The sequence below is a fragment of the Flavobacterium magnum genome (genome assembly GCF_003055625.1).
Lineage (GTDB): Bacteria > Bacteroidota > Bacteroidia > Flavobacteriales > Flavobacteriaceae > Flavobacterium > Flavobacterium magnum.
In genome coordinates, this window is sequence record NZ_CP028811.1 from 3044519 (window position 1) to 3068705 (window position 24187).

A 24187-nucleotide genomic window follows, 5' to 3' on the forward strand; every position below is an offset into this window, starting at 1 on the left:
AGAGCAATCAAAACATGACAAACAGCGAGAGGACACAACAGAGACCTGACACAGAGCGGTTTGCAGATCAAAGGCGGATCGCATGCATAAAATATTCAATAATTATCATTTGCCGATTTGCAAATAATGTATTTTTGCCTATATTTGCACCCGCAAACAAGTTCACCGAACTGCTGTATAATAACAAAGGACGGTGAAATAATGAGGCCTCGTGGCGCAACTGAATAGCGCATCTGATTACGGCTCAGAAGGTTACTGGTTTGAATCCAGTCGAGGTCACGAATTTTGATAGTCAATGACTACAAGCGATAACAAAAGCCCAGTATTTACTGGGTTTTTTCGTTTTAAGTCGTATCTCTTCCCGTTTCTTTTTCGGGCATCCTGCATTCGCAGCCCTGAATACCGTCAAACCTCTCGACCGCAAGGCCTCTTACTATTTTTCGACGACAGGCACAAACACATATCCATTTTAATTTAGTTCAAAATAACTGAAGTTCAGTGTGTTTGTACTTATATTTGTTAACGGCGACCGACAGTAGCCGCTGCGCGATTGAAATACAAAAGAAATACCGTTCCAATGGTGTCAGAGACCATGGTGCTGCAGCATGGGAGCTGATATCCAAGCAGCTGTCTTTAAAAAGCGAAGCAATGAGTAGCTTGCTCTTCTTACAACACATCAATACAAATCAAGATGCCTGAAAACAAATTCAATACCAACGGACTGACTGACGCTGAAGTACTGATCTCGAGGCAGAAATATGGCCAAAACCTGCCCGCTTACAAAAAAAGCAACAGGTTCCTCGATACGCTGATCGGAATGGTGAAAGAGCCAATGATAGTCCTGCTGTTGGCTGCATCCATCATTTATTTTATCAGCGGAAAGAGTTCGGATGGTATATTCCTGGTTTCGGCCATTGTTTTGATTGCACTCATTTCATTGTTCCAAAACGCCAGGAGCCACAATGCGCTGGAACAATTGAAAGATATTATCAAACCCAAATGTACTGTCATCCGGAATGGAATGGCACTCGAAATTAAAACAGAGGAAATCGTCATTGGAGACAGCCTGATGGTAGAAGAAGGCACTTTTATTGCCGCCGATGGCACCATCACGCAATTGAATGATTTTTCTGTTAATGAGTCCATCCTGACCGGCGAATCGATTGCAGTAAGTAAAGACAAAGCTTCGGATGACAACAAGATTTATCAGGGCACCACTGCGGTTGGGGGCCTGGCCATTGCGACCGTTACTGCGATCGGCAGTCAAACGAAACTGGGAAAAATCGGGAGAAGTCTTGAGGGGATTGCTGAAGAAAAAACACCACTGGAAGTCCAGATTGGAAATTTCGTAAAGAAAATGGCCGTGGCCGGCGCGTTGGTTTTCCTCGTCGTCTGGGCGATCAATTTCTTCCATTCCTATAATGTATACGACAGCCTGCTCAAAGCGCTGACGCTCGCCATGAGCATCCTTCCGGAAGAGATTCCAGTGGCCTTTGCGACTTTTATGGCGATTGGCGCATGGCGGATGATGAAGGAAGGCATCGTAGTGAAACAGATGAAAACAGTCGAAACTTTAGGCAGTGCCACTGTGATCTGTGTCGATAAGACAGGTACCATAACAGAAAACAAAATGAGCCTGGATAAAATCTTTAGTTTACGATCCGGCAAGATCACCGACCTGAGCGCCTCATTATCCATCGATGAAAAATACCTGATTACAATGGCCATGTGGGCAAGCGAACCGATTCCGTTCGACCCGATGGAAATTGCGCTGCACCACGCCTATCAGACAACAGCTAAAAAAGACGAGCGCCCCGATTTCAAGTTGGTGCACGAATATCCGCTGTCAGGAAAACCGCCCATGATGACCCATATTTTTGAAGGACCATCAGGTGCGCGGATCATTGCAGCGAAAGGGGCTGCGGAATCTATCATGGTAAACGCCGCGCTTACTGAGGATGAAAAGCGCTCGGTGATGCAAGCCATCAAAGATTTTTCAGCCGACGGATATCGGATATTGGCGGTTGCAGAAAGTCATGCCAGTAGTCAAAACTATCCGAAAACACAACAGGAACTGCCTTTTGAATTCATTGGATTGCTGGCTTTCCATGATCCACCAAAAAAAAATATCGCGTTGGTGTTTCAACATTTTTACAAAGCAGGAATCGATGTGAAGATCATCACGGGCGACAATGCGGAAACGACTGCGGCCATCGCGAAACAAATCGGGTTTGCAGGCTATGAAAAAAGCATTTCGGGAGAGGCACTGATGCAGCTTTCCGAACAAGAATTAAAAATCAGGGTTTCCGATACCAACCTGTTTACACGCATGTTCCCGGAAGCCAAACTAAAAATCATCAATGCGCTCAAAGCCAATAACGAGATTGTCGCCATGACCGGTGATGGTGTCAATGACGGGCCGGCGTTAAAATCAGCGCACATCGGTATAGCGATGGGTAAAAAAGGGACGGAAATTGCCAAACAGGCCGCCTCCTTAATCCTGATCAATGACGACCTTTCAAAAATGGCAGACGCTATCGGGATGGGCAGAAAAATTTATACCAACCTTAAAAAAGCCATACAGTTCATCATTTCAATCCACATCCCAATCATTCTGACAGTATTTATTCCGCTGGCATTGGGATGGCTTTATCCGAATATCTTTTCGCCCGTCCATATTATCTTCCTTGAGCTCATTATGGGCCCAACCTGCTCTGTAGTATATGAGAACGAGCCGATGGAACAAAACACCATGTCACAAAAGCCAAGGCCGTTCACGACGACATTTTTCAATTGGAAGGAGCTTTCAACCAGCATCATTCAAGGGTTGATGATCACCATCGGCACGTTATGCATCTATCAATTCTGTGTTCACCAGGGTTACCATGAGACGATGACGAGAACGATGGTGTTCCTTACGCTGATCAGTGCCAATGTGTTCCTGACGTTCGAAAACCGTTCCTTTTACTACTCGGTTGCGACGACCATAAAATACAAGAACAATCTCGTTTTACTGGTCACCGTTGTTACGATTGTGACTACCGCGCTGATGTTGTATGTTGAGCCGGCAGCCGATTTTTTTGCGCTGGAACCACTGAATTTCCGTCAGGCATCAATATCGGTCGGGATGGGCGGCATCTCGGTACTGTGGTATGAATTGGTCAAGGCGGGAAAACGAAACGCAGCACAGAAACATAACCAACGTACGAATGAACCGCCCGCGTAATCACACCGAATGCCCAAGCAAGCCACTGATTCCCTATCCTCTTCACCCTTTCTGTGATGACGCAAAATAACAAAACCCGAAGCCGCATGCCGTCAATCCGGATTGATACACCAGCGGAGTTTCCTAATGCAGTCGGTTCGAAATCAGGCTGATGAATTCCTTTCGCGTCTTATCCTTTTCAAATGCCCCATTAAAAGATGAGGTCGTCGTGACACTGTTCTGCTTCTGGATGCCGCGCATCTGCATGCACATGTGCTGGCACTCCATGACCACCGCAACACCTAACGGGTCCAATGCTGCCTGGATGCAATCCTTAATCTGGTCGGTCAGCCTTTCCTGCACCTGCAATCTTCGGGCAAACGCCTCGACTACCCTTGGAATCTTGCTCAGCCCGACAATCTTCCCGTTGGGGATATAGGCCACGTGCACTTTGCCGAAGAATGGCAGGAGGTGGTGTTCGCACATTGAATACACCTCAATATTCTTGACAACTACCATTTGTTTATGGTCTTCTGCGAAAAGCGCCGCCTTTAGGATTTCCAACGGATCGATTTCGTAGCCCTGCGTCAGGAATTGGTACGCTTTGCCGGCGCGTTCCGGCGTTTTTTCCAGTCCTTCCCTAGTCACATCTTCCCCTAAAATCGACAGTACACCCTTCAGATGGACGGCCAATTGCACCGTTTTCTCTTCGTCATACTGTTCGATTTTTCTGTAATTACTCATATAAATAAATTTTTGTTGAAGGTAATACAATAAACAGAAAACAATTGTTAATTTTTGAATTGTTGTAAAAGGTCACCGCCTGCAATTTAAGTATCGAATATTTTCATGAAATAAGCTTCGAAAGCACATGATTATTACGGAGGTGTAGCAATGGCCTGACGTCCAGCTGTGTCGAAGTGTGGAGCAAAGGCTAATGTTTCCGTAACGAAGGTTCTCTTTTTTTCGCTTTACTCTAGTTAATACACTACAATTGTCCGGCCGTCATGCCTTCAGTAGCTGACGGATGCAATATTTTTTTGATAAACCCGTCTCAAATCATGATTTGAAGCGATTGCCACTGACTGATACCTGACATTTGTCTCATATAACATTAAAATTCAAATCATGAAAACCACAATCCTTCCCTTTCTGCTGCTGCTTTGCACTTCCAGCATCTTTTCCCAAATCAATGGTTCGGGCAACACTGTTTCCAAATCGTACGACTTTACCGATTTTGACAAGGTCAGCTTAAACGACTTAGATGGCGAGGTCACTATCGACATCGGCAAAACCTGGTCGGTTACGGCCACAATTGATGACAATCTTTCAGACTTGCTGCAGGTCAGGCTCGATGCCCGGGAGCATTTGCTGGACCTCTCCCTTAAAGGGAATAAGGACAACAGGCTGTATATCGAAAATACACACATCAGGATTGCGATTACCATGCCGGAAGCCTCCGTCATCAGGCACGATGGCAACAGCCATGTTACCCTATCACATGTCAACGGAAAATATTTACGGATCGAAAACGTCTCCAATGGCCATTTGACCGCGTCGGGCAAGGTCGACCAGCTTGATATCGTGCATGCCGGCAACGGTAACATCGATGCACGCCAGCTCAACTGCGGGCAGGCTGGGATACAAAGTGATGGAAACGGCCAGGTCATCGTTTGTGCCGAGGGTAAGCTAGCTGCCACAGGGTCAGGTAACGGTGATATCCTGAATACGGGCAAAGCCGCTTTTTCAGGCTCGTCGCGCCACCAGGGGAACGGCAAGCTTATCGTCAAGCCCAAATCCTAGATGGCGCGAAATGCCCTGATTATGTCAATACACCACATACAAAAACCGGAACCGATAGCCTGTATCGATTCCGGTTTTTTCTGTTATCCGCTATTGCAATATCGTCGGTTGACAGCCATAAGCCTAACTCCACGGGTCAAGCACTACTTTTACGCAACCGTCGACCCGTTTTTTGAAAATGTCATAGGCATGGGCAATGTCAGAAAGCGGCAGTCGGTGCGTGATGATGTCATCAAGCTGCACCTTGCCCTGCACAACATACTCCAGCAGTTTGTCGATGTGCTTGTGCGCCGGTGCCTGTCCGCCTCGCAATGTAATTCCTTTGTCAAAGAACTGGCCCAGCGGGAAGTTATCATAATTCACGCCATAGACGCCCAATACCGATACGATCCCGCTACGGCGTACGGCGCTCATACAGGCTTCCAGCACCTTGGTTGAGCCTTTTTCGAAATTGATCGTGGCCTTTACCCGGTCGATCAACCCGCGATCCGGCTCAAAGCCTACGGCGTCGATGCAGACATCAGCCCCGCGACCCTGGGTGAGCGCGCGGATCTGCTCCACGACCTCCTTCGGACCGTCCTCCCACAAAATGGTCGTGCAGCCGGTGCTTGCCGCGGCCTTGTCCAATCGGTACTGCACGGTATCTACAACGATCACCTGTGCCGCGCCACGCAATACGGCACTTTTTGCCGCCATGATTCCCACTGGCCCGGAACCAAAAATGGCTACAGTTTCCCCTCCTTTTACCTCACCCCAGTCGACACCTGTGTATCCTGTAGGAAATATGTCGGTGAGGAATAGTACTTGTTCGTCGGTCAGATTCTCTGGCACCACGCGCGGTCCGAAATTCGCATACGGAACGCGCACATACTGTGCCTGTCCGCCGTCGTAACCGCCGTAAAGGTCAGTGTATCCAAACAACGCACCACCTTTCTCTGTGAGGATGCCGCCTTCAGGCCCATAGTGCTCCGGGTTGCTGTGTTCGCAGTTGCCGGGCACGTCGTGGTTGCAGAAAAAGCAGTTTCCGCAAGCTATCGGAAATGGCACCACTACACGGTCGCCGGGCTTCAGGTGCTTTACGTCAGGGCCGACTTCCTCGATTATGCCCATGAATTCGTGACCAAGCACCATAGGACGCGGCTGCGGGAATCCCCCTGAATAAATGTGAAGGTCAGAGCCGCAAATGGCTGTGGACGTCACCTTCAGGATAATGTCATCCCTTTGTTTCAATTTCGGATCTTCGACGGTGTCATATTGTATCGACCCCGGTCCATGGATTACGGCTGCTTTCATAATAATTGATTTAAATAATTGGCGCCAAGTTCCGAATACGCGGCGGCGGAAGGTTACACCATTGCCAAAAAAAATTGCAATATCTGCCGCGACATCCCATATTCCCATAACTTCCTAAAACTATAAAAGATGCACGTTATACTGTAAAACCAATCGCACATTGATGTTGAAATTTGCAGTAAACATCAGCACATGAGAACTAAATTGTATCAAAAGGTTTTGCCCACCGCTTGGCAATGCGTGACATACTTGACACAGATTGTTCGGGCCTACTACGTTTAATGACATCGGAACACACTAATTTTACAAGCGCATGAGTTATGAAATACAATAAAATTTTAGTCATCGACAACGATTGGGATGATATTGATATATTTCGAAAGGCGGTATTGGCGGTGTCTCCGGCGATACGATGTACATTTAAGTCAGACGCACAGCTCGCGCTAGACTATCTAAGGGAAAAGCGTCTTGTGCCTAAAGCCATTTTCCTCGATATCGAAATGGAAAAGCTCAACGGCCACGAATTCCTCAAACTCGTAAAAGAAGACGAGACCATTAGCCACATCCCGGTTTTTATCCTTTCAAACCATTCGGCTGACACAATCAAATCGCAGACAATTGCTGCCGGTGCCGCTGGTTTTATTACCAAGCCGTCTACCTTTCCCGAGCTCGTATCAATCCTGCGTGACGTATTGCTGTGATATACCTGTCGGCTACCCAACACCTTTCTTCCCTATCGGAATGAAACAAGGTTTTTTCTGCAACACGCTCTGGTTAACCACAAATTTCCGTTGTAATTTAACAATTGTCAAATCACGAATGCCGGCGGATGTCAGTAATTTTAAGCACTAACAAAATTGCTATGGCATTACTCCTTAAAGAATTTTCGCCGGCGGAACTCGACCGTATTATTGAAATGGCCTGGGAAGACCGCACGCCTTTTGAGGCAATCCGGCACCAATTCGGACTCACTGAAGAATCGGTAAAAGCGACAATGAAAGCGCAACTGAAGTTCAGCAGCTACAAACGCTGGAGACAACGCGTCGAACATTGCAGGACCAAACACCTCAAGAAGCGTGATGACAGCATCACCCGATTCAGGTGCAGCCGGCAGCGCGCGATTTCAGGCAACAGGATTTCTAAACGGTAAATCGTGCGGTCCGTTAAAAAACAACACCTCCCTCAGAAAATATGCGCGGCATGCGGGCGGCCGTTTACATGGCGAAAAAAATGGGAAAAGGACTGGGAACAGGTGAAATATTGCAGCGAACGTTGTAAAAGAAACAAAAATGGCACAGCAAACCCTTAGGCTCATCCTGGGCGACCAGTTGCATCACGCCCATTCGTGGTTTGCACAGGTGAATCCGTCGGTGCATTATGTCATGATGGAAACCCGCAGCGAAACCGATTATACCGTACATCACATCCAGAAAATAGCCGCGTTCTTTACTGCGATGCGACGTTTTGCTGACGAACTGCGTTCGAACGGCCACGACGTGATTTACTTCAAGCTTAATGACAAAAACAACCGGCAGGCTTTCGCCACAAATCTCGCAGAAATCATCAGCCGCTACGGCATCACGCATTTTGAGTATCAGCATCCGGACGAATACCGATTACGCCGGCTTTTGGAAGCATTCACCGAAACCCTGACGATCACCACTGCTGTTTATGACAGTGAACACTTTTTGTGTACGCCAGAAGCATTCAGTGATTTTGCGAAAGGAAGCAAAAGCCTGCTGATGGAGAATTTTTACCGGGAGATGCGCCGGAAGCACCACATCCTGATGCGTAATAGCCTGCCAGAAGGTGGACAATGGAATTTTGACAGCGAAAACAGGAAGAAACTGCCCAAGGGCCACCGCCCTCCCGCCCCACTGCTCTTTGATACAGATGTCTCTGAAGTGCTGACGGATCTTGCACAGCATCCCATTACCACGATGGGATCAATCGACGGAAAACATTTCATCTGGCCGACCACGCGGGCCGAATCGCTGCAATTGCTTGCGTTTTTTACACGGCACTGCCTGCCGCTGTTCGGTACCTTCCAGGACGCGATGGCACCGGCAGAATGGTCGCTGTACCACTCGCGGCTGTCGTTTTCAATGAACACCAAAATGCTTTCCCCGGCAGAGGTCATCAGCACGGCCGTATCAGAATGGGAAGCGCGCCCTGAAGACATCGGGCTGAACCAGCTCGAAGGATTTGTTCGTCAGATTGTGGGTTGGCGCGAATACATGCGCGGCATTTACTGGCTAAAAATGCCGGAATTTGCGACGCTCAACTTTTTCAACCATAAGACCGATCTGCCTGCATTCTACTGGACCGGCCGTACAAAAATGCACTGTGTGAGGGATGCGGTGCAGCAGTCGCTTACGCAGGCTTATGCGCACCACATACAGCGGTTAATGATCACCGGTAACTTTGCGCTGCTGGCGGGCATCGACCCGGATCAGGTTGACGATTGGTACCTCGGCATTTACATCGACGCCATAGAGTGGGTTGAAATCACCAATACCCGCGGCATGAGCCAGTTTGCAGATGGCGGACTAATTGGCACCAAGCCTTATGTAAGCTCCGCGGCATATATTGATCGCATGAGCCACTATTGCGGAACCTGTTTCTACGACAAGTCCAAAAAAACCGGACCCCGCGCCTGCCCTTTCAATAGCCTGTATTGGAATTTCTACGACAGGCACCGGGAGAAACTTTCGAAAAATCCGAGGATCGGTATGGTATACAGCCTTTGGGACAAGATGACGCCGAACGACAAATCCGCGATCCTTGAGCAGGCAGCTCATTATCTGGAACACCTCGACGCGCTGTAAAAGGCTAGTCAGCGGGATGAAGCTGTGACTCCATAAACTTTCCGGTCAGCGTGTTTCCCAGATCATCTTCCCATTTCGTGATGACGTTCTCAATGAGATCAGGCTCAAAGCCGATGATTTCCATTACCTGCGTGCCAAATTCCTGTTGTACTTTCTGTCCGATACGTAAATTCATGTGTCCTATTTTTCTTGTGCACAATTTGGCAAAAAAAGTCCTTCCCGATTTACATTTTCAGTGCTTGTTTTTACAGAATTCTTATCGCCAAAATCTTGTAAATACAGTGGGAAAATTCATAATTGGAATTGTTCCCTGACGCCCGAAATTTAGGATTAGTGAAAGTTTCCCAATGAAGCCTTGACCAAACGTTTTGAAGAACCACCCACAATGTAAAAAACCGAGATGACAACAATGAACGATATTGCCCGACGTTTCCCCGAAAACCCGCTGCTGATGCCTAAAGACCTCCGGCCCTGCAGCGCTGACATGCAGATTATCAGCCTGCTGAACCCCGGCGTATTTACTTTCGAAGGCAAAATCTGGCTGCTCGTGCGGGTTGCTGAAAGCATCGCCCAAAAGGAGGGCGTCATTTTTTTTCCTGTCGTCAACGCGCTCGGGAAGGTCGAAATCATCGAGATCCCGCTCAACGACCCGGACCTCGTTGCCGATGACCCGCGCGTCATCAACTACAAAGGGCTGGATTACCTTACGACGCTCTCACACCTGCGAATCATGTGCAGCGATGACGGCGTCCATTTTTACGAACCTGAGGACTGCAATTCAATTATGGGCATTGGGGTACACGAGCAATATGGCATCGAGGATTGCAGGGTGAGCCGCGTTGGCGACACCTTTTACCTTACCTACACGGCGGTTTCTGACAAGGGCGTCGGCGTGGGTTTGCGAACAACGAAGGACTGGAAGGCGTTTGAACCGAAAGGGATGATTTTTCCCCCACACAATAAGGACTGCGCCATTTTTGAGGAACTCATCGACGGAAGGTTCTACGCACTGCACCGCCCGACGAGTCCGCAGATTGGCGGGAACTACATTTGGATATCTGACTCTCCCGACGGCATTCATTGGGGAAACCACCAGTGCATCCTGAAGACACGTCCCGGAATGTGGGACAGCGCCAGAATAGGTGCAGGTGCCGCGCCGATAAAGACCGACAAAGGCTGGCTCGAAATTTACCACGGCGCAAACCCGGAACACCAATACTGCCTGGGCGCATTCCTGATGGACCTGCAGGAACCTGCAAAAGTCATTGCGCGCACCGTCGATCCGATTATGGTACCCACAGAAAACTATGAACTCAGCGGTTTCTTCGGCTATGTGGTATTTACCAACGGACACATCGTTGAAGGGGACAAACTCACGATTTACTATGGGGCAGCCGACGAATTTGTATGCGGCGCGCATTTCTCTATTAAAGAAATCCTGTTGCTGCTGCAATACGGAGAGCCTTCCGGGATTTGAGAAATGACACATTCGCTCCGCTTTCACCTGCAGACGCGGCAACAGCCATTTTGAGAGCATATGGCCGAAGAAATCCTGCCTAAACCGCGTTTTGCTGCCTGTTCCGCAAACGGTACAATTTCGGGATCAGCGTATCAAGCCGCTGCATATAATCCGCAAGCAGCCAATCCTTATAACTTTTACTGGCGTTTCCGATGCATTTCACGTATGACTTCACGCGCCATTCGATTTCTGGCTGCAGTGCCGAGGCGAGTTTGAGCGCCTCCGTAACCGTATCCGCATTGTCAAGGCACATTAAGGCCTGCTGCCGTAGCGAATCCTGAATCACCGTTTTCGGCTTTTTGTGATGTTCAACAGCTTCCTCGTAATGCGCGGCGACGTCAAACGCAAATTCGAGCGTATTGGGAAACTGCGTCCTGATTTCGGCTGGTATCCGATGTGACTCTCCTGCCGTGGCGGTGGCGCTGTAATTCAACTGCGCGGCATATGCTGCGGGATTCTCAAACACATGCTGCCAGTCCATGGGTGCGTCCCAGTCGCCGAACCGTTTCATGTTATTGCCCAGATCGATGATCCGAAACGTTTTCTTTGCAGGAAGACGCCGTGCGCCGCGCCCGATCATCTGGTGATAGAGTGTCACGGAAGTGGTCGCTCTGTTCAGGATGACGGCCTGGACCGTGGGCTCGTCAAATCCTGTGGTCAGGATAGAAACCGACGTAAGGACGGCCCCTTTCGTTTTGCGGAACCACTGCAGGATGGCCTTCCTGTCTTCAGCGCCGGTGTTGTTGTCGAGGTGCCTGATCGGGATACCGGCTTCGGTAAAGGCGGCGTGCACCTTCAGCGAGGTGTCGATCCCATTGTTGAAAATGAGCGTTTTCCTGCCATCGGCATGGCTATGGTACGCATCGAGCAGCAACTGAAGCATCGCCGGCGAACCGTATAAGGCGTTTGACGAACTGATGGTGAAGTCGCCATGAATGCCCGTTGTTAACGAGTTGAGCTCTACATCATAAGCCACCGACTGGGGTTTGGCCAAAAACCCACCGGCAATAAGATCCGCAATGCTGTCGCCCGAAATCAGTGCATGGTAATGGGCATTCATGGGTTTGCTGATGTCTGAACTGAATGGCGTAGCCGTCACCCCGATCACATACGAATGCCTGAATTTCTTCAGTAATTTACGGAACGCATTGTGGTGGGCTTCATCGATGATGACCAGGCCGACGTCTGCCGTGCTTATCTTTCCCTCCTTGATCCGGTGTTTCAGCGTTTCGACCATGGCAATAGCACAATCGCTGCTCAAATCGGGTAATTTGGTTGCACTCTCAATGACGTCATTCGGTACCCCGAAATGCGTAAGCGTTGCCGATGTCTGGCTGCACAACTCGCTGCGGTGCGTGAGGATGGCCACTTTCCTGCTATATTTTGCAATGAAGCGCCTGGCAATTTCAGAAAATATGACCGTTTTCCCACCGCCTGTCGGCAGTTGGTAAAGGAGCCTGCGGTCCGGAGTTGACGTCTCGAGCTCGCGGAAGAGGTAAGCGATATCGCGCTCCTGGTAAGGATAAAGCGTGGTGCTGATTTTCGGCATCGTGGTTTTTTGGTAAAATTACACGCCCCGCCGGCTTCACTTGTTACGATATTTGGCGTTGTTTTTACAGAAATCGACAGGATGTCCAAGAGCGCTGTCACCGGTCGTTATGCTGCGGCCGCGATAAATATGATGGCCGTCATTTTCTATTGGTGGGATATGAGTGATTTTTGTGTAAAATACCATCCGTACATGAAAAGTGACAGCAACATAAGGCAACAGGTTGTCAAGGCGCTTGAAGCGAACACGCTTTTGCAGGCGCCTGAAATTGCCGTGGAAGTGCATGATGGCCATGTGACACTGACCGGATTTGCTGATAAATTCTATAAAAAAGACCTCGCAAAAAAAACGGCCAGGGAGGTCGAAGGCATCAAATCGGTTCATGAGGACATCCGCATTGTCATCGCCGATGCATCTCGTATCAGCGACGACGAAATCCAGAACCGTATCGCTCGCCAGTTTGTGAAAAATTTCGGCAATGCCCACCATGACATCAAATCGATTGTCAAAGACGGCTGCATATGGCTGGAAGGGCGCCTGAAATGGAAATACCAGAAAGACCTTGCCGGCGAGTGTATCAGCGGCATCGATGGCATCAAAACGATTGAGAATAACATCACCGTCCCGGACACGATAGATGCGGCAATTAGCGAGAAAGACGTGTTCGCAGCCATTTATGGCGACCATTCCATCACGAGCGACATCAGGATTGAAATTGTGGGGAACCGCGTCATCCTGAAAGGTTCCGTAGAAAACGTAGACCAGAAAAACCTGGTCACCCGACTTGTGCGCACGGTGCCCGGGGTAAAAGAGATTGAAAATTTCCTGTTCGCACAACGCGCTTCTTAAAACCACTATTATGACATCAAACCATCAACCACAAAGTCCGAACAACAACAACCGCCGTCCCAGGATGGGATTTTTGCACTGGTTCCTGGTGTTCCTGCTTTTTATGGCAGTCGCACTGCTGGATAAGTTCAGTTCGGTATACATCAATACGATGTATGTAAAGCTAATCGTATGGTTGGTCCCGCTTACGCTGCTCTCATTCTGGCTCGGATGGATACTGTTCGGTTATCGGTCTGTAAGGCTGCGGCCCGTGATCTTTCTGGGCGTGCTGCTGCTGTGCTGGGGAAATGCGTTCCTGCGATGGGGCGCCGACTGGAAAACGCAAAACATACTCTATGAGAGCCTGTCAAACCCAAAACTGGCTATTGAGTACCAGATGCGTGGCGACCGTTTTTCATTCGGGTACAAAGAGCGGATTGTGAAACGGGAGAAAATCATGCCTTTCGTAGACTACATAAACGATATCGACACCTCAGCACTTCAACACAGCGCGTGGCGGCGCGTGGATCGGGTCGTAAACGAATTACGGCTAAAAGATTACCAGGACATTCCTTCCTACTGAGATCTAATTTCGGATCTTTTCTAATTTACCGACATCGAGGATCCTGATTGTACTGCCTTTTTTTTCAATGAGTCCTTCTTCCTTAAAATCGCTGAGCGTCCTGCTGACGGTTTCGGGCGCCGTGCCTGAAAGTGACGCGAGGTCAGTGCGGCTCGCATTAAAACTGTCGGATGTGGATTGCTGGCGGTACATGCGCAACACAGCCTCTGAAATCCTTTTGCGTACCGACTGGTAGGCGAGCTGCATCAGTTGTTCTTCCTGCTGCCGGATCTGGTTTGAAAGGATGCGTATGAATTTTTCGGCGACATCAGGATATAAGCTGATAAACGACTCGAATTGCTCTTTGGGAAAATTGCACAAATGGCTGTCAGTTGCAGCGGTCGCAGTATCTGAATACATCCCATCGGAAAAAAGTATATTGATACCCACGAAATCATCGGCCTCGAATATGCCGGTGAGCAATTCACGGCCGTCCTCCGCCATTTTTGCCGTTTTGACGCGGCCGTCAAGTACTAGCCAGACATTACCTGCGCGGTCACCTTCATAATAAATGACCTGATTCTTTCGGAAAGGCCTCACCTTGCGCTCCTCAAGCGCCGTATAAAGGACACTCAAGCCGTCTTTTGCCGAAACAATATCGGACAGTTTCTTGATTGACTGGCTGTAAAATTCCTGCTGTACCTGTTTCTTTTTCAGGCGCGTCTCTATGGCGCTGAGCAGTTCGGTGTCGTCAAAAGGTTTGGTGAGGTAGTCATCGGCACCGAGTTCCATCCCTTTCCTGATATCGGAACGTTCCGATTTAGCGGTCATGAAAACAAACGGTATGGCCCTGGTCTGGGCATGTTTGTTGAGCAGGTGCAGTACACCATACCCGTCAAGGTCGCCCATCATAATATCGCATAATATAAGGTCGGGTAAATGCTGTATGGCCAACTCTGCACCGGCTTTTCCGTTATTGGCTTCATACACCTTATACCCGGCGAGTGCCAGGATTTCGGACACATTTTCACGGATGTCATCGTTGTCTTCAATAATCAGTATGGTGGTCATGCTTTAGGGAATTTGAGTGTGAATATCGTACCGCGCCGGGCATCGCCTGTGAAAGAAACGGAGCCGCCCATCAGGGCCACGTGCCGTGCAACGATATTGAGTCCGAGGCCCGTACCCGGAATGTTCCCGGTATTCTGTGCCCTGAAAAATGCACCGAACAGGTATTTCCGGTCTTCTTCGGGAATACCGATTCCATTGTCCTGCACTTCAATCGTACAACCGTCGGCAGCCGTTTTTGTATGGAAACCGATGCGTCCGTCGTCTCCGGAATATTTTATTGCATTGGTGAGCAGGTTGATGATGCAGTTTCTGACGAGGTATTTATCCAATGTGACCATTGCATAATCCCCCTCGTGCGTATAGCGGATAACCTGCTTTGTTTTCGCCAGTTGCTGCATTTCCTCGGTGATTTCGACCGCGAGCTCCCTGAGGTCGAAAGGCGCGTTGGCCGCCGTGATATTGCCGCTTTCGAGGCGTTCCATCTGCAGGAAATTGTTCAGGATGGCTGTAAGGCTCGTTACAGAAGCCTTAATTTTTCCTGCGTGTTTACTGATTTCCTTTACCCCGGCAGATTCGCCGTATTTTTCAGCCAGCGACGCTGACAGTTGGATTGTGCTTAACGGTGTCCGGAACTCGTGTGAGGCCATCGAGATAAAACGGCTTTTCAGTTTCCCGAGCTCCTTTTCGCTCTCCAGGGAATGTGAAATCTGCTCCTTGGCCACTTCGAGTGCCCTTATGGTATCGTTGAGCGACTGGGTACGTGTTTCAACCAGTTCTTCAAGATGCAACGCATAATCCTTTAATTGTTCTTCAGCCTGTTTCTGCTGTGTGAGGTCATGGATGAAGCCTACATAAAAAGTCTGCTCGTTGTAATGAACCTCACTTACACCCAGGCGCATCGGGAAAAGGCTGCCGTCCCTGCGCCGCCCGGTAACTTCGCGCCCTATCCCGATAATCCGCGGTTTGTGCGTCACCTGGTAGCGTCTCAGGTAATGGTCGTGCTGTCCCTTATCCGGCGCAGGCATCAGTATGGAAATGTTGTTCCCGATCACTTCTTCAGGCTCATAACCGAAAAGCGCGCAGGCTGATGGGTTGATACTTTCCACAATACCATAGGCATCAATCGAAATGATCCCGTCGATGGCATTCTGGACGATGGCATGAAGCAATTCAGAATTTTTCATGTTATGGCAGCGGTTGGTGCCCAAAATTAAAAATTTTAGCGCTGCAAATCGTGCGCGCCGTCACATTTCGCAGCCTATTCGCTATTTATGCCGGAAATCATGTCCTGACGTGTTTAAAATCATTCCGCAACTATAAACGATGGTGCAAATTTGTCTTGTTATCCGGATCGGGATTTCGCTTCCGCAGAACAACAAAACCTTAAAAATATTAATAAATGAAGAAGAATGTTGGCACGAAAGACAGCCTTGCGAGAATCCTTATCGCCGTCGCCATATTATACAGCATGGATGGTTTTACAGATACGACTAAAGTAATTTTGGGCTGTGCCGCTGCAGCTTTGCTCCTGTCGGCGCTGAGCAGCTATTGCCTGATATATCTGCCATTCGGGATCAACACGGTGCAGCGGAAAACGAGTCAAGGAAAACACATGAAGCGATAGCTGAAGCACTGATTGTTGCAAAAATTCTCAGGATTCCTGAACTGGCCCATGACTGTCTGATTGTTAACTCCATCCGATCAGAAGTGACATTAGCGCCACAGGTTACTGTAACACCCCACGCACATCCTGTGTAAATGTCCATGGGCAAAGCGGGCCCGCGCCTTTGCGGAAACAGTGCGCAATAACCGAGCTGCAGTATATTAAAGTAATTGATGAATATTAAAAATATAAAATACTGGATATGTTATCCTTAGTAGCAATTATAATATTAATTATATTGATTATCCTATGGACACTCGCTGTGTCCGTACAACGCTTTGACGAAGGACTAAAAAAACGCGCTGACGGGAAGGACACAGCAACCAACCAGCACGACGCAGTTGAATCTGGTAGGGAAAATGCATCCGGTTCCCGGAACGGTGCCGACAAGTAGTCATACCGCCTGCTGCTAAAGCCCGGAAACCGTAACAGGATAGTGTGTGATCCAAAAGTTTTGGGTAAGTCGTTGTGACCAATATCATTTTCCGTCTTAGCAAAGTGCCCTAATTTAGCGGAAAATCAGACCCTATGTCACCATCATTTATACACAAATACAATGTGCCCGGGCCACGCTACACAAGCTATCCGACTGTTCCGTACTGGGACAATGATTTTTCACCTGCACAGTACATAGACAGTGTCCGGGATGCTTTCAGGCTTTCTGACGAAGGCATCAGCATCTACATCCACCTGCCGTTTTGCGAGAGCATGTGTACCTTCTGCGGATGCCATAAACGGATTACCAAAAATCATCAGGTCGAGGCACCGTACATTAATGCACTGATTACGGAATGGAAACTGTATTGCAGCCTCTTTGAATCAAAACCCGTGATACGTGAACTGCACCTTGGCGGCGGCACCCCTACATTCTTTGCCGTAAAAAACCTTGAAGACCTCATCAACGGAATATTTTCGTGCGCACAAAGGGCTGAAAATTTTGAAATGGGCTTTGAAGGGCACCCGAACAATACCACGCGCCCGCACCTGCAGACATTGTATGAGCTTGGATTCCGACGCGTCAGCTTTGGTGTTCAGGATTATTCAGATCGCGTGCAGCGTGCCATCAACCGCATACAACCGTTTGAGAATGTGAGCAAAGTGACGGCCTGGGCACGTGAAATCGGTTACACTTCAATAAGTCACGACCTGGTATTTGGACTGCCGTTCCAGACTACTTCCGATGTTGTTGATACCGTGACCAAAACGGTGTCGTTGCTTCCCGACCGGATCTCATTTTACAGTTACGCCCATGTGCCCTGGATACCGGGGAATGGACAACGCGGATTCTCCGACGCAGATATTCCTAAGGATGAGGACAAGCGCAGGCTGTATGAAACAGGCCGGGCTATTTTTGAAACCCACGGATACCGTGAAATCGGCATGGACCATTTTGCCTTAACCGGCGACCCGCTGCTCGAAGCGGCGGAAAACCAAAGCATACACCGGAATTTTATGGGCTATACGCCAAACCGTACAAGGTTATTGATCGGACTCGGCGTTTCGTCGATTGGCGACAGTTGGACGGGATTCGGGCAAAATGCCAAGAGCCTTGAAGATTATTACCAAATGCTCGAATGGGGACAGCTGCCGCTCTCAAAGGGCCACATGCTAACCAAAGAGGACCTGATTGTACGGCAACACATCCTGGACCTGATGTGCCGGATGCAGACGCATTGGACGGATGATGCATTTTATTTTACCGAAGTACCTGAAATATTGGCGTCGCTGAGTGAAATGCTTGCCGACGGACTCGTAGCCGCCACGCCCGGCGGGCTGATCGTTACCCCGGAAGGGAAACCTTTCCTGAGAAACATCTGTATGGCGTTTGATTTGCGGCTGCGGCGAAAACGCCCTGATACACCACTGTTCTCCATGACCGTCTGATAATCCGGAAACGAGCGGAATCCAAAGAAAACTACATTTTGACATACCCGCCCTGAACGCGCACGGGTGGGTGCTGCTCAGATAAAAACCGACGCTGACTATTTACAGTTGGGCACCGCCTTGATGAAAAGGCTCAGCCCCGATGGTGAAACATGACAGATGTCGAGCAGCATACCACGAAGCACCAGAAGAATCCCAATGCAGACCAATGCAGCCGGAATAACGCGTTGCAGCCGGTTGCGCCACGGCAGCGTCAGGAATTGGTGCAGGTAGGTCACCGTACCCATCAGCGGCACCGTACCGAGTCCGAACAAAGCCATAAAGGCCATACCGGAAATAAGCGACTGGGTGGACAGCGCGCCGAACAAAGCCGCATACACCATCGCGCAAGGCAGGAATCCATTCAATAATCCGATCAAGAAAATCGCTGTAAGTGACTGTTTATTAAAGTGTTTTAAAAGAAATCCTTTTGATCCGGAAGTCGCCTTGTATGCCGCCAAAACCAATCCGATTTTCCCAAATGACCGCTGCGGCAGCAACGCAATGGTGACCATCATCAACCCGGAGAATATGGCGACGTATTGCTGTATGGCGCTCAGCGAAAGGGCCCTGCCGAAAGCCCCGAACAGGAATCCGAGAACGGCATACGTAGAAATCCGGCCCGCATGGTAGGCCACAAGCTGTATGGCTTTTCTTCGTGGATTGTTCCTTGCCAGAGGCAGCATCATCGCTATAGGACCGCACATCGCCACGCAATGCAGGCTGCTGATTACGCCCAGCAAGGTGGCGGCAAGTATCACATCAATCGACATACAGTGGCTTTTTTATAAGGTAGGATTTGCCTTCAAAGGTCCATTCAAGCGTCACGTCCCAACGGCCGCCGGTCAGGTCAGCAGCCGGGACGAGCATTGACCCGTTGCTGAGCTTCAGCGGTCGGCTGAAATCCAGTTTTTTGGCCGACGGCCTGTATAGGGACAAGTTGCCGGAAATACTGCCTTGGGAAAAACTGTCAGGATAAGAGACAAGAATACCCTCCCGCACCAGCCGGATGGCGGGCGGCTGACTCAGCTGCGCGGCATTGCGAAGTTTTGCAAATTCCTCGCCGAAACGCGCGTCGTGCTTGTAATATTCCTCGACGACCAACTCGTTGTCGTATCGCGAATTGCCCTGCACCGTAAATACAAAATACATGATAAATGCCACAAACAGCGCAAAACTGATAACGATGGAAGTACCCCAGTTGATTTTCATAATAATTTTTAATTAAATGTCCTTGGTCCCAAAAAATTGGTCGTCAGTGTCTGCAGTCGCCTGTGCCCGCTGTACACCCCGATCCTGAGCTTCGTTTTGTCTCCACTGAGCAGCGATCTGTTGATTTCTATAAATAATGTGCCCTGCATAATGCCTTGCGGCTGCAAATCCTGAGTGGTGTGGCCCACAACAGTGACTGTACCTTTCCCGGAGAGTAGCTTAAACGCGATGTGTGTCAATCGCGATGCCGTTTTGTTAACCACCCTGTAGGTATAAACATTGCTTATATTCTCTCCCTTATGCTGAAACAATTGCCCAGGCACGCGGAACAACGCAGCGTCGACGTCGCTTCTGAAAAAAAGCAGTCCGGAAACCAACCCCGCAAGCAGGACCAACACTGCGGTATACGCTTTCATCCTTGTCGTAAACCGGAACGGCTGACGGTTTTCAATCTCATCTTCGGTGGCATATCGGATCAACCCTTTCGGAAGCCCTACGCCGGCCATCATCGCATCGCACTCGTCAATGCACGCGGTACAGTTGATGCATTCGAGTTGGGTGCCGTTCCGGATATCAATTCCTGTAGGGCAAACATTGACGCACTGCAGGCAGTCGATACAATCGCCTTTACCCGTTGCGGCCCGATTTTCCTTTTTATTGAATTTGGCCCGCCCTGCTGTCTTTTCCCCGCGCACGAAGTCATAGGCCACGTTAATCGACTTGTTATCAAGCAGCACGCCCTGCAGGCGGCCATAAGGGCAAACAATCAGGCAAACCTGCTCGCGGAACCACGCGTAAACGAAATAAAACACGAGCGTGAACAAGACCAGCGCAATAAATGTACCCGATTCTTTTACCGGTCCATTCTCGATAATCCGCAGCAGTCGATCGCTGCCAATCAGGTAAGCCAGGAATACATTGGCAATCCCGAACGACAGGATAAAGAACAGGGTCCATTTGAGCAGCCTTTTCCTTATTTTTTCGGCATTCCATTCCAACTTATCGAGCCGAAGCTGTGCACCACGGTCGCCATCAATCCAGTATTCGATGCGCCGGAATACCATTTCCATGAAAATCGTCTGCGGGCAGATCCACCCGCAAAAAATCCGGCCAAAGATGACAGTGAAAAGAATCACAAACACCACGCCCATGATCATCACCAGCACAAACAGGTAAAAATCCTGCGGACCAAATACCGCCCCGAAAATATTGAATTGCCTCTCCAGTACATTGAACATCATAAACTGGTTGCCATTGATCCTTATAAACGGATTAGCGACCAATATGAGCAACAGGATGTAGCTGACGTATTTGCGGTAGCGGTAAAGCGTCCCGCCGGGCTTTTTTGGGAACAGGAACTTCCGTTTTCCTGCTTCATCCAATGTACCTATACGATCGCGGAAACCGTCCTGTCTGGTCTGGTATTGCATGGCAGCCTATTTGACGGTTGGTTTGTCCATCGACGCTTTCGCCTCAGGCCTTACCCAAAGATCGCCATCAGGCGCTTTCGGGTCTTTAGGATGGGTGCCCTGCAACGACAGGATGTAGCTTGCGGCCTGCTGTATTTGTGTGGGTTTGAGCGTGCCTTTCCACGAAACCATGCCTTTGCCGTCACGGCCGCCATTGGTGATCGTATGGAAAAGATTCCTGATATCACCACCGAAAATCCAGTGGTCGTCTGTGAGGTTCGGCCCGATTTGCCCGCCGCCATCCGCACGGTGGCATGCTGCGCAGTTGGTTTGGAAGATGGCCTTTCCTTTATCCAGCGAGGGACCGTCGGTGAGCTGGGTGACGCTTTCCTCATCCATCAAATCCGGTGCGTGCCTGCGATATTCGGCGATATCAATTGTTGCCTGTGCCATTTCTTTGCTGAATTCGGCTTCCTGGTCATCAGCGCCCAGGATTTCATACCTTACAAGATAAAATGCCCCGAAAATTATGCCGCCATAGAACAGGTAGAGCCACCAGGGCGGCAATTTGTTGTCGAGTTCCCTGATGCCGTCATAATTGTGATCCAGCAAAAGCAGCGCATTGTTCTCAACCGGTTCAGAACGCGTAAGGCGTTTCATTAGTCTTTTAAACCATTTGCGTTGCGTGAGCGGCACGACATCTTCAGCGACGAATGCGTTGCGTTTGTCCTCGGGCGTAATGTGGTAAATCAGGTTGTTGACCGCGCTCACCATGTACTCGACTGCAATCTGGATGACCAGGAATACAAAAAGTATCAGGATGATGATCGGATATTTTACAAAAGCGGGCCTGTTTCCCGAATCGACGAAAAACTCAATCAATCCGAAGAAGCCAAAGAAAATTAAAGGGCCGCGGACGTATATGGGAAAGAACTTTTTCATTGCTCCTGAATTTTTAAGTTGTCGTTCAACGGAATGTCACTCAGGTACCTAAGCCGTTCTTTGCTGTAAAAAATCACCCAAATCCCGAGTATGAGGAAGAAAAGGAAAAAGATGACCAATGACATAATCGGGTAAATTCCCACTCCGGTAATGGTCTCCATACTGTGTTTTATCTGTTCAAACATAACGTTATTGTTTAGGGTTGTCTTTGACTTTTATATCGGTGCCGAGTCGTTGTATGTAGGCAATCAGTGCGGTGATTTCGCGCCGGCGCATCGGGATGAACGGCTTGCCCTGTGCCGTCGCTGCCTCACGGCTGTCTTCATAACTTTTTACAAAATCAGGATCCTGGTACAGTGCTTTCTCAATTTGCATCCCCTGCATCTCGATAGATTGGCCTGCGTTTCTGATATCGCTGTCACTGTAGGGCACGCCGAGCCGGCGCATGACTTTCATCTTGGATTGGATGTCCGAATAGTCCATCGGCTTATTGTCAAACAGCCATTTATATCCGGGCATGATTGAGCCCGCCGAAGTGCTTTGCGGATCCCAGAGGTGGTTGAAATGCCAATTGTCATTGTATTTTCCGCCTACGCGGAGCAAATCGGGCCCTGTCCTTTTGGAACCCCAAAGGAATGGGTGGTCGTAAACGAATTCGCCTGCCTTCGATTGTGGCCCATACCGTTCGACCTCACTGCGGAACGGCCGAACCATCTGAGAGTGGCAGCTCACGCAGCCTTCCCTGATGTACAGGTCCCTGCCTTCGAGTTCCAGCGGCGTGTAAGGCTTGACGCTCGCAATCGTAGGAATGTTAGACTTGACCATAATCGTCGGGACAATCTGGATGATCCCGCCAATCAGTATGGCCACGGTTGCCAACAGGGTAAGCTGGACCGGCCTTCTTTCAAGCCACGGGTGAAATTTCTCTCCCCTGACACGGGCACGCCCGACTTTCTCCAATGCAGGCGCTTCGGCCAGTTCGTCTTCAACGGCGGCATTGGCCGTTACGGTTTTGTAAATGTTATATACCAGGATCAGCGTCCCTACAAGGTACAGCGTTCCGCCGATGGCGCGCATCCAGTACATCGGGATGATCTGCTGTACCGTTTCAAGGAAATTACCGTAGGTGAGTGTGCCGTCCGGATTGAATTGCTTCCACATAGACGCCTGCACAAAACCAGCGACATACATCGGCAGGGTGTACATAATAATTCCAAGTGTTCCCAGCCAAAAGTGAACATTGGCGAGCTTTGTGGAAAACAATGGGCCTTTGGTCATCCTCGGCACCAGCCAGTAAATGACGCCAAATATCAGGAAACCGTTCCATCCCATGGCCCCTACATGCACGTGTGCGATAATCCAATCGGTAAAGTGCGCGATGGCATTTACATTTTTAAGCGACAGCATCGGTCCTTCAAATGTAGCCATCCCATATGCGGTAATGGCCACGACGAAAAACTTCAGTACGGGCTCGACCCGCACCTTATCCCATGCGCCACGCAGCGTAAGCAAGCCGTTGATCATCCCGCCCCATGAAGGCGCAATCAGCATGACCGAAAAGACCACACCAAGATTCTGTGCCCAGGTAGGCAAGGCAGAATACAGCAGGTGGTGCGGTCCCGCCCAGATGTAAATAAAGATCAGCGACCAGAAATGCACAATGGATAAGCGGTAAGAGTACACCGGACGGTTTGCCGCCTTGGGTACAAAATAATACATCAGTCCGAGGAAAGGCGTGGTCAGGAAAAAAGCCACGGCATTGTGCCCGTACCACCATTGCACTAGCGCATCCTGTACGCCTGCATAGGCCGAATAACTCTTAAGCGCCGAAACGGGCAGTTCAATGCTGTTGAAGATGTGCAGCACGGCGACCGTAACGAATGTCGCGAGGTAAAACCAGATGGCCACATACAAATGCCGTTCGCGACGCCGCAAAATGGTACCGATCATATTGATCCCGAAAATGACCCAAACCAGCGCAATGGCAATGTCAATGGGCCATTCCAGCTCGGCGTATTCTTTTGAGGTAGTGTAGCCCAGCGGCAGCGAAATAGCCGCCGAAACGATAATGAGCTGCCATCCCCAGAAATGCAGGTTGCTCAGCAAATCACTGTACATCCTCGCTTTAAGCAGCCGCTGTAACGAGTAATAAATCCCGGCAAACATCGCATTACCTACAAATGCAAAAATTACGGCATTGGTATGCAATGGCCTGAGCCTGCCGAAACTAAGCCACGAAATGCCGTCGGTCAGGTTTGGGAAAAGGAACAGGATGGCGAGCAGCAGTCCGACGGCCATACCCACCACGCCAAATAGGATTGTGGCATAGAGGAACTTCTTTACAATGCGGTTGTCGTAATAAAATTGTTGTATTTCCATA

General features: G+C 49.4%; 23 protein-coding genes and 1 tRNA gene. 12 read left to right on the forward strand and 12 right to left on the reverse strand.

Annotated features, from left to right (window positions below):
- The first annotated feature begins 205 nt into the window (after window positions 1–205).
- Together HYN48_RS12930 and HYN48_RS12935 are read left to right on the forward strand one after the other, a co-directional pair.
- Window positions 206–279 (forward strand) — tRNA-Arg (locus tag HYN48_RS12930).
- A gap of 412 nt (window positions 280–691) precedes the next feature.
- On the forward strand, window positions 692–3226 hold the full coding sequence (locus tag HYN48_RS12935; RefSeq protein ID WP_108372355.1) for a cation-translocating P-type ATPase: 2535 nt from the start codon (window positions 692–694) through the stop codon (window positions 3224–3226).
- A gap of 123 nt (window positions 3227–3349) precedes the next feature.
- Here the strand turns inward: HYN48_RS12935 and folE are convergent, their stop codons facing one another.
- Window positions 3350–3949, reverse strand: a complete 600-nt coding sequence (gene folE, locus HYN48_RS12940) for a GTP cyclohydrolase I FolE (RefSeq protein WP_108372357.1) — start codon at window positions 3947–3949, stop codon at window positions 3350–3352.
- A 384-nt stretch (window positions 3950–4333) separates the two neighbouring features.
- Between folE and HYN48_RS12945 the strand changes: the two genes are divergently transcribed.
- Window positions 4334–5008, forward strand: coding sequence for a GIN domain-containing protein (locus tag HYN48_RS12945; protein ID WP_108372359.1), 675 nt, complete (start codon window positions 4334–4336; stop codon window positions 5006–5008).
- A gap of 123 nt (window positions 5009–5131) precedes the next feature.
- Here the strand turns inward: HYN48_RS12945 and HYN48_RS12950 are convergent, their stop codons facing one another.
- On the reverse strand, window positions 5132–6301 hold the full coding sequence (locus HYN48_RS12950; protein ID WP_108373653.1) for a zinc-dependent alcohol dehydrogenase: 1170 nt from the start codon (window positions 6299–6301) through the stop codon (window positions 5132–5134).
- 320 nt (window positions 6302–6621) lie between these two features.
- Here HYN48_RS12950 and HYN48_RS12955 point away from each other — a divergent pair, with 320 nt between their 5' ends.
- The 4 genes from HYN48_RS12955 to HYN48_RS12970 all read left to right on the forward strand — a co-directional run bounded on the left by HYN48_RS12955 (window position 6622) and on the right by HYN48_RS12970 (window position 9129).
- Complete coding sequence (locus HYN48_RS12955; RefSeq protein WP_108372361.1) at window positions 6622–7002, forward strand: response regulator; 381 nt, start codon at window positions 6622–6624, stop codon at window positions 7000–7002.
- Window positions 7003–7163: 161 nt separating this feature from the next.
- Window positions 7164–7451 carry a TIGR03643 family protein gene (locus HYN48_RS12960; protein WP_108372363.1) on the forward strand — a complete coding sequence of 96 codons (288 nt, stop codon included), beginning with the start codon at window positions 7164–7166 and terminating at the stop codon, window positions 7449–7451.
- 3 nt (window positions 7452–7454) lie between these two features.
- Window positions 7455–7610: a DUF2256 domain-containing protein gene (locus HYN48_RS12965; protein WP_219909588.1), complete on the forward strand. Its 156-nt coding sequence runs from the start codon at window positions 7455–7457 to the stop codon at window positions 7608–7610.
- Complete coding sequence (locus HYN48_RS12970; RefSeq protein WP_108372367.1) at window positions 7591–9129, forward strand: cryptochrome/photolyase family protein; 1539 nt, start codon at window positions 7591–7593, stop codon at window positions 9127–9129. The genes HYN48_RS12965 and HYN48_RS12970 overlap by 20 nt, the downstream gene beginning before the upstream one ends.
- Before the next feature lie 4 nt (window positions 9130–9133).
- On the opposite strand, the gene HYN48_RS15330 is transcribed toward HYN48_RS12970, so the two are convergent.
- Window positions 9134–9304, reverse strand: coding sequence for a hypothetical protein (locus HYN48_RS15330; RefSeq protein WP_181248481.1), 171 nt, complete (start codon window positions 9302–9304; stop codon window positions 9134–9136).
- A 225-nt stretch (window positions 9305–9529) separates the two neighbouring features.
- Between HYN48_RS15330 and HYN48_RS12975 the strand changes: the two genes are divergently transcribed.
- On the forward strand, window positions 9530–10606 hold the full coding sequence (locus HYN48_RS12975) for a glycoside hydrolase family 130 protein (protein WP_245945961.1): 1077 nt from the start codon (window positions 9530–9532) through the stop codon (window positions 10604–10606).
- A gap of 79 nt (window positions 10607–10685) precedes the next feature.
- On the opposite strand, the gene HYN48_RS12980 is transcribed toward HYN48_RS12975, so the two are convergent.
- The gene (locus HYN48_RS12980) at window positions 10686–12197 is read right to left on the reverse strand and encodes a DEAD/DEAH box helicase (protein WP_108372369.1); all 1512 of its coding nucleotides are present in this window, start codon (window positions 12195–12197) and stop codon (window positions 10686–10688) included.
- Window positions 12198–12278: 81 nt separating this feature from the next.
- On the opposite strand from HYN48_RS12980, the gene HYN48_RS12985 reads away from it, so the two are divergent.
- The gene (locus HYN48_RS12985) at window positions 12279–13046 is read left to right on the forward strand and encodes a BON domain-containing protein (RefSeq protein WP_146171782.1); all 768 of its coding nucleotides are present in this window, start codon (window positions 12279–12281) and stop codon (window positions 13044–13046) included.
- Between the two features lie 10 nt (window positions 13047–13056).
- Window positions 13057–13608 carry a hypothetical protein gene (locus HYN48_RS12990; protein ID WP_108372373.1) on the forward strand — a complete coding sequence of 184 codons (552 nt, stop codon included), beginning with the start codon at window positions 13057–13059 and terminating at the stop codon, window positions 13606–13608.
- Window positions 13609–13611: 3 nt separating this feature from the next.
- Here the strand turns inward: HYN48_RS12990 and HYN48_RS12995 are convergent, their stop codons facing one another.
- Together HYN48_RS12995 and HYN48_RS13000 are read right to left on the reverse strand one after the other, a co-directional pair.
- Window positions 13612–14658, reverse strand: coding sequence for a response regulator (locus HYN48_RS12995; RefSeq protein ID WP_108372375.1), 1047 nt, complete (start codon window positions 14656–14658; stop codon window positions 13612–13614).
- On the reverse strand, window positions 14655–15842 hold the full coding sequence (locus tag HYN48_RS13000; RefSeq protein WP_108372377.1) for a PAS domain-containing sensor histidine kinase: 1188 nt from the start codon (window positions 15840–15842) through the stop codon (window positions 14655–14657). The genes HYN48_RS12995 and HYN48_RS13000 overlap by 4 nt, the downstream gene beginning before the upstream one ends.
- Window positions 15843–16057: 215 nt before the next feature.
- On the opposite strand from HYN48_RS13000, the gene HYN48_RS13005 reads away from it, so the two are divergent.
- On the forward strand, window positions 16058–16282 hold the full coding sequence (locus tag HYN48_RS13005; RefSeq protein ID WP_108372379.1) for a YgaP family membrane protein: 225 nt from the start codon (window positions 16058–16060) through the stop codon (window positions 16280–16282).
- Window positions 16283–16849: 567 nt separating this feature from the next.
- A complete protein-coding gene (gene hemN / locus HYN48_RS13015) occupies window positions 16850–18205 on the forward strand; it encodes an oxygen-independent coproporphyrinogen III oxidase (RefSeq protein ID WP_108372383.1) in 1356 nt (451 codons plus the stop codon).
- A 98-nt stretch (window positions 18206–18303) separates the two neighbouring features.
- Here hemN and HYN48_RS13020 read toward each other — a convergent pair whose 3' ends face one another.
- The 6 genes from HYN48_RS13020 to ccoN are packed head-to-tail and all read right to left on the reverse strand — an operon-like array spanning window position 18304 to window position 24186.
- On the reverse strand, window positions 18304–19017 hold the full coding sequence (locus tag HYN48_RS13020; protein WP_245945962.1) for a sulfite exporter TauE/SafE family protein: 714 nt from the start codon (window positions 19015–19017) through the stop codon (window positions 18304–18306).
- Window positions 19007–19456: a FixH family protein gene (locus HYN48_RS13025; protein ID WP_108372385.1), complete on the reverse strand. Its 450-nt coding sequence runs from the start codon at window positions 19454–19456 to the stop codon at window positions 19007–19009. The genes HYN48_RS13020 and HYN48_RS13025 overlap by 11 nt, the downstream gene beginning before the upstream one ends.
- A gap of 8 nt (window positions 19457–19464) precedes the next feature.
- Window positions 19465–20886 (reverse strand): cytochrome c oxidase accessory protein CcoG, encoded by a 1422-nt coding sequence (gene ccoG / locus HYN48_RS13030; RefSeq protein ID WP_108372387.1) that lies wholly within the window; start codon window positions 20884–20886, stop codon window positions 19465–19467.
- A gap of 6 nt (window positions 20887–20892) precedes the next feature.
- Window positions 20893–21807, reverse strand: a complete 915-nt coding sequence (locus HYN48_RS13035) for a cbb3-type cytochrome c oxidase N-terminal domain-containing protein (protein ID WP_108372389.1) — start codon at window positions 21805–21807, stop codon at window positions 20893–20895.
- Entirely contained in the window at window positions 21804–21992 is a 189-nt protein-coding gene (locus tag HYN48_RS13040; protein ID WP_108372392.1) for a CcoQ/FixQ family Cbb3-type cytochrome c oxidase assembly chaperone, read from the reverse strand. The genes HYN48_RS13035 and HYN48_RS13040 overlap by 4 nt, the downstream gene beginning before the upstream one ends.
- 4 nt (window positions 21993–21996) lie before the next feature.
- Window positions 21997–24186 (reverse strand): cytochrome-c oxidase, cbb3-type subunit I, encoded by a 2190-nt coding sequence (gene ccoN / locus HYN48_RS13045; protein ID WP_108373659.1) that lies wholly within the window; start codon window positions 24184–24186, stop codon window positions 21997–21999.
- Window position 24187: the final 1 nt, after the last annotated feature.

Bases quoted from the DNA above. Each gene is read 5' to 3' on its own strand.
- HYN48_RS12990 (WP_108372373.1), top strand. From the start codon at position 13,057: ATGACATCAAACCATCAACCACAAAGTCCGAACAACAACAACCGCCGT.
- ccoN (WP_108373659.1), bottom strand. From the start codon at position 24,186: ATGGAAATACAACAATTTTATTACGACAACCGCATTGTAAAGAAGTTC.
- HYN48_RS12975 (WP_245945961.1), top strand. From the start codon at position 9,530: ATGACAACAATGAACGATATTGCCCGACGTTTCCCCGAAAACCCGCTG.
- HYN48_RS12960 (WP_108372363.1), top strand. From the start codon at position 7,164: ATGGCATTACTCCTTAAAGAATTTTCGCCGGCGGAACTCGACCGTATT.
- HYN48_RS12985 (WP_146171782.1), top strand. From the start codon at position 12,279: ATGTCCAAGAGCGCTGTCACCGGTCGTTATGCTGCGGCCGCGATAAAT.
- hemN (WP_108372383.1), top strand. From the start codon at position 16,850: ATGTCACCATCATTTATACACAAATACAATGTGCCCGGGCCACGCTAC.
- HYN48_RS12935 (WP_108372355.1), top strand. From the start codon at position 692: ATGCCTGAAAACAAATTCAATACCAACGGACTGACTGACGCTGAAGTA.
- HYN48_RS13000 (WP_108372377.1), bottom strand. From the start codon at position 15,842: ATGAAAAATTCTGAATTGCTTCATGCCATCGTCCAGAATGCCATCGAC.
- HYN48_RS12970 (WP_108372367.1), top strand. From the start codon at position 7,591: ATGGCACAGCAAACCCTTAGGCTCATCCTGGGCGACCAGTTGCATCAC.
- HYN48_RS12980 (WP_108372369.1), bottom strand. From the start codon at position 12,197: ATGCCGAAAATCAGCACCACGCTTTATCCTTACCAGGAGCGCGATATC.
- HYN48_RS12950 (WP_108373653.1), bottom strand. From the start codon at position 6,301: ATGAAAGCAGCCGTAATCCATGGACCGGGGTCGATACAATATGACACC.
- HYN48_RS13035 (WP_108372389.1), bottom strand. From the start codon at position 21,807: ATGAAAAAGTTCTTTCCCATATACGTCCGCGGCCCTTTAATTTTCTTT.
- HYN48_RS13025 (WP_108372385.1), bottom strand. From the start codon at position 19,456: ATGAAAATCAACTGGGGTACTTCCATCGTTATCAGTTTTGCGCTGTTT.
- ccoG (WP_108372387.1), bottom strand. From the start codon at position 20,886: ATGCAATACCAGACCAGACAGGACGGTTTCCGCGATCGTATAGGTACA.
- HYN48_RS15330 (WP_181248481.1), bottom strand. From the start codon at position 9,304: ATGAATTTACGTATCGGACAGAAAGTACAACAGGAATTTGGCACGCAG.
- folE (WP_108372357.1), bottom strand. From the start codon at position 3,949: ATGAGTAATTACAGAAAAATCGAACAGTATGACGAAGAGAAAACGGTG.
- HYN48_RS13040 (WP_108372392.1), bottom strand. From the start codon at position 21,992: ATGTTTGAACAGATAAAACACAGTATGGAGACCATTACCGGAGTGGGA.
- HYN48_RS12945 (WP_108372359.1), top strand. From the start codon at position 4,334: ATGAAAACCACAATCCTTCCCTTTCTGCTGCTGCTTTGCACTTCCAGC.
- HYN48_RS12955 (WP_108372361.1), top strand. From the start codon at position 6,622: ATGAAATACAATAAAATTTTAGTCATCGACAACGATTGGGATGATATT.
- HYN48_RS13005 (WP_108372379.1), top strand. From the start codon at position 16,058: ATGAAGAAGAATGTTGGCACGAAAGACAGCCTTGCGAGAATCCTTATC.
- HYN48_RS13020 (WP_245945962.1), bottom strand. From the start codon at position 19,017: ATGTCGATTGATGTGATACTTGCCGCCACCTTGCTGGGCGTAATCAGC.
- HYN48_RS12995 (WP_108372375.1), bottom strand. From the start codon at position 14,658: ATGACCACCATACTGATTATTGAAGACAACGATGACATCCGTGAAAAT.